Annotated in this window: 12 protein-coding genes; 1 reads left to right on the top strand and 11 read right to left on the bottom strand. The window is 63.4% G+C overall.

Annotated features, from left to right (window positions below; genetic code table 11):
- The first annotated feature begins 58 nt into the window (after positions 1 to 58).
- The gene (locus tag IEW63_RS01395) at positions 59 to 2,890 is read left to right on the top strand and encodes a response regulator (protein WP_229710264.1); all 2,832 of its coding nucleotides are present in this window, start codon (positions 59 to 61) and stop codon (positions 2,888 to 2,890) included.
- Here the strand turns inward: IEW63_RS01395 and acpS are convergent.
- The 11 genes from acpS to IEW63_RS01340 all read right to left on the bottom strand — a co-directional run bounded on the left by acpS (position 2,879) and on the right by IEW63_RS01340 (position 12,435).
- Positions 2,879 to 3,259 (bottom strand): holo-ACP synthase, encoded by a 381-nt coding sequence (acpS, locus tag IEW63_RS01390; RefSeq protein WP_188634809.1) that lies wholly within the window; start codon positions 3,257 to 3,259, stop codon positions 2,879 to 2,881. The two genes, IEW63_RS01395 and acpS, sit on opposite strands and share 12 nt — an antisense overlap.
- Positions 3,256 to 3,999, bottom strand: a complete 744-nt coding sequence (gene pdxJ, locus IEW63_RS01385; RefSeq protein WP_188634808.1) for a pyridoxine 5'-phosphate synthase — start codon at positions 3,997 to 3,999, stop codon at positions 3,256 to 3,258. The genes acpS and pdxJ overlap by 4 nt, the downstream gene beginning before the upstream one ends.
- Entirely contained in the window at positions 3,996 to 4,715 is a 720-nt protein-coding gene (recO, locus tag IEW63_RS01380; protein WP_188634807.1) for a DNA repair protein RecO, read from the bottom strand. Before recO ends, pdxJ begins: the two co-directional genes overlap by 4 nt.
- A gap of 2 nt (positions 4,716 to 4,717) precedes the next feature.
- Complete coding sequence (gene era / locus IEW63_RS01375; protein WP_188634806.1) at positions 4,718 to 5,617, bottom strand: GTPase Era; 900 nt, start codon at positions 5,615 to 5,617, stop codon at positions 4,718 to 4,720.
- Positions 5,614 to 6,300 (bottom strand): ribonuclease III, encoded by a 687-nt coding sequence (gene rnc / locus IEW63_RS01370; protein WP_188634805.1) that lies wholly within the window; start codon positions 6,298 to 6,300, stop codon positions 5,614 to 5,616. The genes era and rnc overlap by 4 nt, the downstream gene beginning before the upstream one ends.
- On the bottom strand, positions 6,297 to 6,653 hold the full coding sequence (locus tag IEW63_RS01365; RefSeq protein WP_188634804.1) for a DUF4845 domain-containing protein: 357 nt from the start codon (positions 6,651 to 6,653) through the stop codon (positions 6,297 to 6,299). Before IEW63_RS01365 ends, rnc begins: the two co-directional genes overlap by 4 nt.
- 99 nt (positions 6,654 to 6,752) lie before the next feature.
- Positions 6,753 to 7,631: a signal peptidase I gene (gene lepB, locus IEW63_RS01360; protein WP_188634803.1), complete on the bottom strand. Its 879-nt coding sequence runs from the start codon at positions 7,629 to 7,631 to the stop codon at positions 6,753 to 6,755.
- A gap of 19 nt (positions 7,632 to 7,650) precedes the next feature.
- Positions 7,651 to 9,450, bottom strand: a complete 1,800-nt coding sequence (gene lepA, locus IEW63_RS01355; RefSeq protein WP_188634802.1) for a translation elongation factor 4 — start codon at positions 9,448 to 9,450, stop codon at positions 7,651 to 7,653.
- Between the two features lie 156 nt (positions 9,451 to 9,606).
- A complete protein-coding gene (locus tag IEW63_RS01350; RefSeq protein WP_272872572.1) occupies positions 9,607 to 11,022 on the bottom strand; it encodes a DegQ family serine endoprotease in 1,416 nt (471 codons plus the stop codon).
- A 13-nt stretch (positions 11,023 to 11,035) separates the two neighbouring features.
- The gene (locus tag IEW63_RS01345; RefSeq protein WP_188634800.1) at positions 11,036 to 11,515 is read right to left on the bottom strand and encodes a SoxR reducing system RseC family protein; all 480 of its coding nucleotides are present in this window, start codon (positions 11,513 to 11,515) and stop codon (positions 11,036 to 11,038) included.
- Complete coding sequence (locus IEW63_RS01340; protein ID WP_272872562.1) at positions 11,512 to 12,435, bottom strand: MucB/RseB C-terminal domain-containing protein; 924 nt, start codon at positions 12,433 to 12,435, stop codon at positions 11,512 to 11,514. Before IEW63_RS01340 ends, IEW63_RS01345 begins: the two co-directional genes overlap by 4 nt.
- Positions 12,436 to 12,466: the final 31 nt, after the last annotated feature.

Raw genomic sequence — 12,466 nt, 5'->3', positions numbered from 1 at the left:
TTTTCGATCTATGATAACGGCAACCGCAAAAGGGATGCGAATATTGAACACGCCTGCGATGAAACGTCAGCCGGCCATGGGCATCAAGGCCCGCCTGCTGCTGATGACGCTGTTGCCGACTGCACTGATGGCGCTGGTGATGGGCGGCTATTTCAGCTGGCAGCAGCTGCGCGAGACAGAACAGCAGCTGCTCCAGCGCGGGTTGATGACGGTTGAACATCTCCAGCAACCCGCCGCTTCGGCACTGCTCGCCAACGAGCCCGGGCGCATCGGACCCACCCTCAATGCAGCGCTGAATTATACCGATGTGCGCTCGCTGGCCATATACGACGCAGGTATGAACCTGCTCGATCGCTGGGGGCCGCGCATGCATCCGGCGGAGTCGCCACTGGACGATATCAGCCTGGCCGCCGGCACCGGGGTGCAGATCTACCGGGGCGACCACAGTCGGCGTTTCATCATGCCGCTGCTGGCCAGCCCCGACCTGCCCCATCGCCAGAACTACCCGGGCGTGGAACCCGACGCCCTGCTGGGCTGGGTCGAGGTGGAAATCAGCCACGGCAATACCCGGCTGCGTCAGTATCAGGGCGTGCTGGCGACACTGGTCATCATCATCCTCGGGCTGGCCCTCACCGCCGGGGTGGTCAGCCTGCTGGGCAGACGGATCACCCAGCCGATCCAGCGGCTCAACGCGGCCATCAACCGCATCAGTCAGGGCGACTTCGATGTGCGCCTCGATGAACAGGCCAGCCGCGAGCTGGATGACCTGGCCACCGGCATCAACAACATGGCGCAGACCATGCGCAGCGCCCAGGGCGAGCTGCAGCAGAACATCGAACAGGCGACCGAGGACCTGCGCCAGACGCTGGAGACCATCGAGATCCAGAACATCGAACTGGATCTGGCGCGCAAGACGGCGCAGGAGGCCAGCCGCATCAAGTCCGAGTTTCTCGCCAACATGAGCCACGAACTGCGTACGCCGCTCAACAGCATTCTCGGCTTCACCACGCTGCTGCAGCGCAGCGAACTGAGCGGACGTCAGCATGAGTACCTGACTACCATCGGCAAATCCGCCGATAGCCTGCTGGCGATCATCAACGAGATCCTCGACTTCTCGAAGATCGAAGCCGGCAAGCTGGTACTGGAGAATCTGCCCTTCAACCTGCGCGATCTGATCGACGAGACGCTGACCATGCTGGCACCCACCGCCCATGACAAGGGTCTGGAGCTGGTCAGCATCATCTACCGTGACACGCCGCTGGGGCTCAGCGGCGACCCGATGCGGCTGAAGCAGATCCTTGCCAACCTGATCAGCAACGCCATCAAGTTCAGCCATGAGGGCTCGGTCAGCGTGCGGGTGATGGCCGAACAGCAGGACGTCGATCAGGTTCTGCTGCGCATCAGCGTCAACGACACCGGCGTGGGCCTGTCGCCTACCCAGCAGAAGGCGCTGTTCAAGGCATTCAGCCAGGCAGACAACTCCATCTCCCGGCAGGCCGGCGGCACCGGTCTGGGGCTGGTCATCTCCAAGCGCCTGGTCGAGCAGATGCAGGGCGAGATCGGTCTGCGCAGCCAGCCCGGGGAAGGCTCGGAGTTCTGGCTCACCCTGCGCCTGAAGCGCTCCCTGCATGACGAGGACGAGTTGCCGGAGCGGTCGCTGCTGGGCGTACGGGTGGCGCTGGTGGAACCGCAGCTGCTCAGCCGGCAGATGCTGATGCAGAGTCTGGAGAACATCGGCCTGTCGGTACGCATGTTCGATACTCCCCGGGAGCTGCATGAGGCATTGACCTCACCCGGCCAGCGGGACGACTCCCTGCAGCTGGCGCTGGTCAGCACCAGGAACCCGCAGACTGCGCCGGGCGAAACCCTGGAAATGGTACGCCAGTGGGCGGAGCTGAACATCTGCAAGAGCATCATCCTGACCGACACCACCGAACATTATCCACTGCTGGACCGGCTGCCGCGCTCGATGTGCCAGTCCCTGTCCAAGCCGGTGAACACCCGCAAGCTGTATCGCGCGATGGCGCACCTGCTCAGCGACAGGTCAGAGCCGAATCATCGCAGCAGCCCGCCCATGCTGATGCCCAGGGTGCTCTGCGTGGACGACCAGCCCGCCAATCTGCGGCTGCTGGAAGCCTTCCTCCAGGACATGGGCGTGACCGCCCTGTTGGCGCACAGCGGTGAGGAGGCGTTGGACATTCTCACCGAGCAGGCGGTCGACCTGATCTTCATGGATGTGCAGATGCCCGGCATGGACGGCCGGCAGGTCACCGCCGAACTGCGGCTGCGCGAGGATATTGCCGGCTTCGACCCGGTGCCCATTGTTGCCCTCACCGCCCACGCGCTGGAGAGCGAGCGCCGCCAGCTGATGCAGTGTGGCATGAGCGATTATCTTAGCAAGCCCATCACCTCGGAACAGCTGCGCCAGACCCTGATCAAGTGGACCGGCATGCTGCCCCACGCGGTGGAGCTGTCACCCCGGCCGGATGGCCCCGGGCCGGCCCTCGGGGCCATCGGTGGACGGGTCGTCATCGAGCCTGCGCCCCCGGTCGAACCCGCAGTGCCGCGCACCGATATTCTCGATCATGAAGAAGGTCTGCGGCTGGCCGCCGGCAAGGCGGACCTGGCCGATGACATGTTGAAGATCCTGCTTGACGGCCTCCCGGCCGAACGCGAACGCATACGGGAGGCGCTGGAGCGTGGCGACCGGGCCGGGCTGCTGGAGGTGATCCACAAGCTGCACGGCGCGACGCGTTACTGCGGCGTCCCGCAGCTGCGGGCGCGCTGCCTGGCTGCGGAAACCCGGCTGAAACAGGGGGAGGACAGCCAGACAGAAGTCAGAGGGGTGCTGGAGGCGATAGATACGCTTCTGGAAGTATCACTGGTCTGACCACAGGGCAAAGGCCAGCGCCTGTTCGCGCTCATCACTGAGCGACAGCAGCATGCGTCCGCCGCCGCCCTGCTCCAGCCGCTCCAGGGCAGCCCCGCTGAGCACCACCACCGGCGCACCGTGCTGGTCGTTGTCGATCTGCATGTGCTGCCAGGACATGCCCTTGGCCAGCCCGGTACCCAGCGCCTTGAGGATGGCCTCCTTGGCCGCGTAACGCTTGGCCAGGTAACGCGCCGGCTGCGAGTGGCCACGGAAACGCGCCAGCTCCGCCGGCGTCAGGATCCGCTGGGCAAAACGCTCGCCCTTGCGCGCCAGCACTGCCTCGATCCGCTGAAGCAGCACCAGATCCGTACCGATGCCTCTGATCATCCGCTGACCTGGGCGCCCCTGATCAGCCTACGCATGTCCGCCACGGCACCGGCCAGACCGGAAAACAGCGCGCGGGCAATGATTGCGTGGCCGATGTTCAGCTCGTTCATGCCGGGGATCGCGGCGATCGGCTCGACGTTGTGGTAATGCAGTCCGTGACCGGCGTTGACCACCAGACCCAGCTTGCGGGCATAGGCCGCACCTTCCTGGATCCGGCGCAGCGCCTCGGCCTGCTCCTGGCCGGTGGCCTCGGCGTAATGTCCGGTATGCAGCTCTATGACCGGCGCGCCGGCATGCCGGGCCGCCTCGATCTGGCGGGGCTCGGCATCGATGAACAGCGAGACCTCGCAGCCATAGCCGCTCAGTTCCTCGACCGCATGCTGCACCCGGGCCAGGTTGCCGGCCACATCCAGACCGCCTTCGGTTGTCAGCTCCTCGCGCCGCTCCGGCACCAGGCATACGTGTTCCGGACGGATCTCACGGCTGAACGCGAGCATTTCGTCGGTAACGGCGATCTCCAGGTTCATCCGCGTCTGCATCACTTCCTTGAGCAGCCGGATGTCGCGCTCCTGAATATGCCGACGGTCCTCGCGCAGATGCACGGTAATACCATCGGCGCCCGCCTGCTCCGCCTCGATGGCGGCCTGCACCGGATCCGGATAGCGGGTCCCACGGGCCTGACGCAGGGTCGCCACATGATCGATATTCACACCAAGCAGTACACGCTGCGGTTCAGTCACTGTAGATCTCCTCTTGAAGAAGGGGGGCGCCGGGCAAAGAGGCTGCGGCTGACCAGCGGGCGGTCACCCAGATGCACGCCCAGTGCCTGGCGCATCAGAAGTTTGGCGGTGCGCAGCGTACCGGCTGCGCTCCAGTCGTCCGCCGCCATCGCCAGCAATGCGGCGCCGGACAGGCCGGCATCGGGGGACACCGGCTGGAAAAGGGGCTGAAGGCCGTCGGAGGCATGCCAGACGTAGCGCTGGTGCGGCTCTATCGGCTGGCCGCCGGCGTCCTCGGTCAGACTGAAACCATACCCCAGGTTATCCAGCAGTTGCCACTCGAAGCGGCGCAGGATGGGCTCGACCGACGCCCCGCCGGCCAGTTGCTCCAGCGCCAGCTGATAGGCAGCGAAGAGGATCGGCTGCGGGTCACCCGCCACCAGCAGCCGGACCAGCAGTTCGTTGAGATACAGTCCGCTGAACAGCGTCTGGCCCTGCAACAGGGCGAAGCGGCCGGCGACTTCGGCCTGGGTCAGGGTCTTCAGTTCGCTGCGCCCGGTGAAACTCACCAGCAACGGGACAAAGGGTTGCGGGCTCAGCTTGCGACGCTGGCCCCGGGCACCGCGCCAGACCGCGCGCTGCAGACCGGACTCCAGCGTCAGCAGGTCGACCAGCGCACTGCTGTCCCGATAGGGGCGCGTGTGCAGCACATAGGCCGGACCGGGGGACGGAAGCATGTTCAGTCGAAGCGGTAGCCCAGCGAATTCAGTGCACGCTCGTCATCCGACCAGCCGCGCTTCACCTTGACCCACAGGTTGAGCATGATCTTGCTGCCGAACAGTTTCTGCATGTCCAGCCGCGCCTCCTGGCCGATCTTCTTCATGCGTGCACCACCATCGCCGATGATGATCTTCTTCTGGCCCTCGCGCTCCACCAGGATCAGCGCATGGATATGCAGTACCTTGCCTTCCTGCGTGAACTGCTCTATCTCGACCGTCACCTGGTAAGGCACTTCCGCGCCAAGCTGACGCATGACCTTCTCGCGCACCAGTTCGGCGGCCAGGAACCGCGAACTGCGGTCGGTGATCTGGTCATCGGGATAATGGTGCTCGCCCTCGGGCAGTCGCTCGGCCACCAGCTGTTCGAGCCGGTCGATGTTGCCTCCGTGCAGCGCCGACACCGGAACGATCTCCGCCCGGGGCAGCTGGGATGCGAGCCACTCCAGATGCGGCAGCATGTCCTTCTTGTCTTCCAGCCGGTCGACCTTGTTGACCACCAGCAGTACCGGGCATTCCAGGTGCCGGACCTTGTTCCAGACCATCTCGTCCTCATCGGTCCAGCGCGTGCGGTCGACCACGAACAGCACCACGTCCACTTCCCGCAGACTCTGCGAGGCGCTCTTGTTCATGAACCGGTTGAGTGCTTTCTCCGCATCCTTGTGCAGGCCCGGGGTATCCACGTAAATCGCCTGGATCTCGCCCTCGGTCTTGATGCCCAGCAGATTGTGTCTCGTGGTCTGCGGCTTGCGCGAGGTGATTGCCAGCTTCTGGCCGAGGATGTGGTTGAGCAGGGTCGACTTGCCCACATTGGGTCGGCCGACGATGGCAACATAGCCGCAGCGCGACGGGGTATCAGTCATTGTTGTTTCTCCACGCCCATGGCGATCAGAGCCTGCCTTGCGGCCTCCTGCTCGGCGATGCGGCGACTGCTGCCAACGCCGAAGGTCTTGCCGGTCATCAACTCGATCCGGCACTCTACGCGAAATGTCCGGCAATGCGCCTCGCCACTGACATCCACCACTTCGTACTGCGGCAACTCGCTGTGCTGCCCCTGCAGGTACTCCTGCAGCCGGGTCTTCGGATCCTTGTTGTTGTCCACCAGAGTAAGCCCCTGGATATGATCGGCCAGCCAGACCAGCACCCGCTCGCGGGCTGCCTCCATGCCACTGTCCAGATAGATGGCGCCGATGATGGCCTCGGTGGTGTCCGCCAGGATGGATTCACGGCGGAAGCCGCCGCTCTTGAGCTCACCGGAGCCAAGCCGCAGGTGTTCACCCAGTTCGAACCCCTTGGCCAGCTCCGCCAGGGTCACCCCCTTCACCAGCCGGGCCCGCAGACGCGACAGCTGACCTTCCCGGGCCTGGGGGAAGCGCTCGAAGAGCGCCTCCGCGGCGATGAAGTTGAGAATCGAGTCGCCCAGAAACTCCAGGCGCTCGTTATTGCGCCCACCCAGGCTGCGGTGGGTCAGCGCCAGGATCAGCAGATCCTGATTCCTGAAACTGTATCCTATCTTCCTTTCCAGTCGGTCTAGCTTGTTGCTCACTTTATAGGTCTGACAATATGGGTTTCATCAAAATGGACCAGCAGGTCCACGGTGTTCAACAGGGGCGAGCGCACCTCATACTTGATGACCACAGTATAGGTATCAGCTCCGCTGGCCGTCACTTCAATGGCGTCATCGGCTTTGATGTCCCGGATGCTGTTGATCTGCATGCCCTTGTTGATATGCGCGCGCAGATCGCGCAGCGAACCGATCTTCAGTTCCGGATCCTCGTTGACCGAGGTGACTATCTTGCGCAGGGCCATATGGTCCAGATAGATCGGGGTCAGCTTCATGGCGATCACTGCGCCGAACACCACCAGCGCGATAACGGCCAGCCAGCCAAAAAAAGACATGCCTTTCTGAGAATGGCGCATGGGTAACCTCGTACGTCCGTTGTTTATGTTAATTGCCGCCAACATCCCTGGCTGAAGGCCACCAGGTGTATCTCTACATCAATCGATCAGCCCGACCCTGGTAAAGCTCGGCAGATTTCTCAGCTTGGGCTCCGGCCAGTGCATCCAGACGGCAAAGGCCTTGCCGACAATATAGTTGTCCGGAACCATTCCCCACAACTCCGTCGGCATGCCCGGCGCGGTCCAGTACCGGCTGTCATTGGAGTTGTCCCGGTTGTCGCCCACCATGAAGTAGTGGCCCTCGGGAACCACCCACTCCCTGGGCGGCGGAGTCTGGGACATGTTCTTGTAACGCGCCTCGTGGGTCGCTGCGCCGAGCTGTTCGAGATAGATCTCGGCCTTGGCCAGCGCCTGCAACGGGTGCCCCGCGGGGACCTCGTCATCCTGGACGGTGCGCAGCAGCTCACGCTGCACCGGCTCGCCATTCACGAACAGCCGCTTGTCCCGGTAGGCGATATGATCACCCGGCAAGCCGACCACCCGCTTGATGAAATTGATGCGCGGGTCGTTCGGATAACGAAACACCATCACGTCACCGCGCTGGGGATCACCGATGGGAATGATCTTGGTCTCCAGCACCGGCAGGCGGATACCGTAGGAAAACTTGTTGACCAGAATGAAGTCGCCGACTGCCAGGGTCGGCTTCATCGATCCGGAGGGGATCTGGAACGGCTCGACCAGAAAGGACCGCAGGATCAGGACCACCGCCAGTACCGGAAAGAACGACTTGCCGTATTCGACCAGCAACGGCTCCCGGTTCAGCTTTTCCAGCGTATCGGGATCGACCGTCCCGGCTCCGGCCTGGTAGGCCGCCACGGCGCGCCGACGGCGCGGCGCCAGCCAGATACGATCCAGCAACGCCAGCAGGCCGGTGACGCCCACTGCAATCACCAGCAACAGCGGAAAGTTGATATGCATAGTCAGTTTTGCGTTGCCCCTAGTTGTCCACTTTCAGCACGGCCAGGAAGGCTTCCTGGGGGATTTCCACGTTACCGACTTGCTTCATCCGCTTCTTACCGGCCTTCTGTTTCTCCAGCAGCTTCTTCTTGCGGCTGGCATCGCCTCCGTAACACTTGGCCAGTACGTTCTTGCGCAGCGCCTTGACCGTGGAGCGTGCCACGATCTGTCCGCCCATCGCAGCCTGAATGGCCACGTCGAACATCTGCCTCGGAATCAGTTCCTTCATCTTCTCGACAAGCTGCCGGCCCTTGAAGGCGGCGTTGTCGCGGTGCACGATCAGCGCCAGGGCGTCGACCTTCTCGTTGTTGATCAGCACGTCCAGCCGGACCAGCCTGGCCGCCTGGAACCGGTCGAAGGCGTAATCCAGTGAGGCATAGCCGCGGCTCACCGACTTCAGCCGGTCGAAGAAATCCAGTACCACCTCGTTCATCGGCAGATCATAGGCCACCTGGACCTGCGAGCCGAGGAACACCATGTCACGCTGCACACCGCGTTTTTCAACACACAGGGTGATGACGCTGCCCAGGTGGTCCTGGGGCACAAGGATGTTGGCCCGTACGATGGGTTCGCGCATCTCTTCGATCAGCGCGGGATCCGGCAGGCGCGACGGGTTGTCGACATAGATGATCTCGCCGTCCTTCTTCACCACCTCGAACACCACGGTAGGCGCGGTGGTGATGAGATCCAGATCGTATTCGCGCTCCAGACGCTCCTGGATGATCTCCATGTGCAGCATGCCGAGGAAGCCGATGCGGAAGCCGAAGCCCAGCGCATCGGAGCTTTCCGGCTCGTACTGCAGCGCGGCGTCGTTCAGCGTCAGTTTCTCCAGCGCATCGCGGAAGTCCTCGAAGTCGTCCGAACTGACCGGGAACAGGCCGGCGAAGACCTGCGGCTGGACCTTCTGGAAGCCAGGCAGCATCTCGACGTCCGGCGTGCTGGACAGGGTCAGCGTGTCGCCGACCGGGGCGCCATGGATGTCCTTGATACCGGCAATGATGAAGCCCACTTCGCCGGCCTTGAGATCGGCGGTCTCGGTATGCTTGGGGTTGAACACGCCCACGCTGTCGACCTGATGCACGCGACCGGTGGACTTGACCAGTACCTTGTCGCCCTTCTTGATGCGGCCCTGCTTGACCCGCACCAGCGACACCACGCCCAGATAGTTGTCGAACCAGGAGTCGATGATCAGTGCCTGCAGCGGGGCATCGATTTCGCCGACCGGGGCGGGAATGACCTCGATCAGGCGTTCCAGTACGTCTTCCACACCGAGCCCGCTCTTGGCGCTGCATACTACCGCGTCGGTGGCATCGATGCCGATCACGCTTTCGATCTCTGCGGCAACGCGCTCGGGCTCGGCCTGCGGCAGATCGATCTTGTTGAGTACCGGCATCACTTCCAGACCCTGCTCGATGGCGGTATAGCAGTTCGCCACCGACTGGGCCTCGACGCCCTGAGCAGCGTCCACCACCAGCAGGGCGCCCTCACAGGCAGCGAGGGAGCGGCTGACTTCATAGTGGAAGTCGACGTGCCCCGGGGTGTCGATGAAGTTGAGCTGGTAGGTCTTGCCATCCTTCGCGTTGTAATGCAGCGTGACGCTGTGCGCCTTGATGGTGATGCCGCGCTCCCGCTCCAGATCCATGGAATCCAGCACCTGCGCCGCCATTTCGCGTTCGCTGAGGCCGCCGCATATCTGGATGAAACGGTCGGCGAGGGTCGACTTGCCATGGTCGATATGGGCGATGATGGAGAAATTTCGGATCAGGCTGAGGTCGCTCACTGCAGGGTTCTTCCAGACGTGGTTTGCCAGACATGGCGGTGACCGGGGGATGCCCCGAAAACAGCCCGCAAGTGTACCCGATTACGCCGCAGCACGCCATCCGCTGGCATGGGGCTGCGCCGGAGGACCGGCTGCCCCATGCCAGCGGGCGGGCGCCTATTTGGACAGGCGGAAGGTGATGTAACTGGCCCGCCCCTGGCGAATCACCCGCATGGAGATGGAGCGGTTGACCGGCAGTTCGCTGGCGATCTTCTCGAAGTCCGCAGCGGATTCGATCGGGCGGTTGTTCAGATTGGTGATGACATCGCCGGGGCGCAGACCAATCATCGCGCCAGGGCCCGGACGCACCTCCCTTACCACCACGCCGTTGGATATATCCTGAGCCTTCTTCTGCTCTTCACTCAGCTCAACCACTGCCAGACCGAGGCGATTGTCAGTGGCCGATGGCGCGTTCGGCGAGGGGACGGCGGTGCCGGCCACCGCATCCTCATCGGGCAGAGCCCCGATCTCGACGGTCAGCTGCTGACGCTTGCCATCGCGCATGATCTGCATGCTGGCCCTGGCACCCGGACGCAGCCGACCCACTGCATGGGGCAGATCCGAGGACATCACGATGTCCTGGTCATTCAGCTTGAGAATAACGTCACCCACCTGCAGGCCGCCCTTCTCACCCGGGCCACCCGGCATGATCTGAGCCACCAGCGCTCCGGCCGGACGGGCCAGACCGAAGGACTCGGCAAGATCCTTGTTGACCTCCTGGATCACCACACCCAGCCAGCCGCGACGTACGGTACCGTCGTTCTTCAGCTGTTCGACCACGTCCATGGCCACGTCCACCGGAATGGCGAAGGACAGGCCCATGAAACCACCGGAACGGGTAAAGATCTGTGAGTTGATGCCCACCACTTCCCCATCGAGGTTGAACAGCGGGCCGCCGGAGTTACCCGGGTTGATCGCCACATCGGTCTGGATAAAGGGAACGTAGCTCTCGTTCGGCAGACTGCGACCCTTGGCACTGACAATGCCGGCGGTCACCGAATACTCGAAGCCGAAGGGCGAACCGATGGCCAGCACCCACTCACCGGTCTTCAGATCTGCGGACTTGCCCATGCGCACCACCGGCAGATCGGCTCCGGCATCGATCTTGAGCAGCGCCAGATCGGAGCGGGGATCGGCACCGACCAGGTTCGCTTCCAGCTCCCGGCGGTCGGACAACCGGACAAAGATTTCATCGGCACCACTGACCACGTGATTGTTGGTCAGGACATAGCCATCCTTGGAAATGATGAAGCCCGACCCCAGCGACTGGGCCTGGCGTTGCGGCGGGGCCTGGGGCCCATCCGGAAAACTGCGCTCGAAGAACTCGCGGAAGATCGGCGGCAGCCCCTCCAGATCGGGCACCATCGGCCCCATACCTGCGGATCGCCGGGGTACGTTCTGACGGGTACTGATATTCACCACCGCCGGAGACGCTTCTTCCACCAGCTGGGTGAAGTCGGGTAACTGGGCGACCGCCATCGACTGCCAGACCAGCAGCCATGCGCCTACCATGACCAGCAACCACCGTTGCATCGTTTTCATAACGCTATCCACTCCCTTCTCGTATATCGCTGACCACGCCTGCGCCATCCGTCACCCGACGCAGCACTCGCGGCACGAAGGCCGGATCGTGCTCCCAGCGACGGCCACGCCAGCGTACTGCGGCAAAGCCGATACCCAGACCGGACAGACCAGCCAGAATGACCCAGGGCTCGGCGGCACCGCTTGCCTGGGCCGCCAGGGATCCTGCGAAAAGCGCCACCAGCGGCGCCAGATAAACCAGTGCGGAGCCCTGCACTACCGCATGCTCCGGAATGCCAATCAAGACCTCGTCGCCTACCCGGCAGTCGGCCCCATGGGACAGTACCCGGACGAAACCGTGACGGGCGCCGAGCCCAAGCCGCTGCAGCATGGACTGGCCACAGCCGTTACGCGCCTGGCAGGTGTCGCAGGCGCTGCGACGAATCGTTTCGACCCAGGCCGCGCCCTGCTCGACACTCAGCACCCGGGCGCGCTCCTCGATCATCGGGCGATACCCGCGCCCGGCCGACTGAGAGAGTCGGCAATACGCTCCGCCGCCCGCGGGGGTATCTCGCCCACGACGGTGGCCAGAAAATGCTGATCATCAGCAAGCAGACGCCGACTCACTGCAACCGTTGGCCCCAACTGGGCACGCAGATCCTCGGCCAGGCTGTCACCGCCGAGGGGCTCGACGAACAGGGTGAAGCTGGCCAGGCCATCGCTGTAGATCTGGGAGGCCAGCGCAGCATCGTCACCGCGTACCGATTGCACCTGGCGGCGCTCGAGATTGAACCCCGGCGGCAGCCAGGCCGGCTCCAGGACAGGCAGGACCGTCTCGTCCTTTGCAGGCAACGCCTGGACCTGCAGGCAGGAACTGGTCGGCTTGAGACCGGACCGGTAGGCCTTGCGATCGAAGGTAATGGTGGAAAACTGGAATCGTTCAAGCAGCTCACGGTTGTCATCGACCAGCAGGGACTTGAGCATCAGCCCGGTCTCTTCGTCAATGTACAGCTCATGTGCGTAACGGAATCCGTCCTTGGGATGCACTGCGATGACCGTTACCGGTCGCGAGGCGATACGCGTCGTCCCCAGGTTCCGCAGGTTGTACCACTCGGTCAGCTTTCGGGTATCCAGACCATGCGCGCTGCCGGGGCTGCGCGCCTGGGAATAGACCGGTGCGGTAGCACACACCAGTACCCCGTCCTGCCGCAACCATTCCTGGTGGCGACCGGCAGTCTGCAACAGGCGTTCCTGAATCCCGTCAGGGGTGGCCTGCCGCCAGATATCCTGCGTAGTGAAGATACCTGACCGCTCATACACATAGGAGCCATGGTAGCTCTGCTCCTGGACGGCCTGTGTCATTCGCTCCAGCCAGCGGACACTGTCTTCCGCCGATACCGTTGGAGCTGTGAACAGGGTGGCCACTCCTAACCACCCCCATAAACCTATCAGTCGT

The organism is Halopseudomonas pertucinogena, assembly GCF_014646575.1.
Lineage (GTDB): Bacteria > Pseudomonadota > Gammaproteobacteria > Pseudomonadales > Pseudomonadaceae > Halopseudomonas > Halopseudomonas pertucinogena.
Note: the sequence above shows the minus strand (reverse complement) of the source record. Positions and strands in the feature narration are given on the sequence as shown.

Excerpts from the sequence above, each read along its gene's own strand:
- IEW63_RS01395 (WP_229710264.1), top strand. The coding sequence starts at position 59 with ATGAAACGTCAGCCGGCCATGGGCATCAAGGCCCGCCTGCTGCTGATG.
- acpS (WP_188634809.1), bottom strand. The coding sequence starts at position 3,259 with ATGATCAGAGGCATCGGTACGGATCTGGTGCTGCTTCAGCGGATCGAG.
- recO (WP_188634807.1), bottom strand. The coding sequence starts at position 4,715 with ATGCTTCCGTCCCCCGGTCCGGCCTATGTGCTGCACACGCGCCCCTAT.
- era (WP_188634806.1), bottom strand. The coding sequence starts at position 5,617 with ATGACTGATACCCCGTCGCGCTGCGGCTATGTTGCCATCGTCGGCCGA.
- IEW63_RS01365 (WP_188634804.1), bottom strand. The coding sequence starts at position 6,653 with ATGTCTTTTTTTGGCTGGCTGGCCGTTATCGCGCTGGTGGTGTTCGGC.
- lepB (WP_188634803.1), bottom strand. The coding sequence starts at position 7,631 with ATGCATATCAACTTTCCGCTGTTGCTGGTGATTGCAGTGGGCGTCACC.
- IEW63_RS01350 (WP_272872572.1), bottom strand. The coding sequence starts at position 11,022 with ATGCAACGGTGGTTGCTGGTCATGGTAGGCGCATGGCTGCTGGTCTGG.
- IEW63_RS01345 (WP_188634800.1), bottom strand. The coding sequence starts at position 11,515 with ATGATCGAGGAGCGCGCCCGGGTGCTGAGTGTCGAGCAGGGCGCGGCC.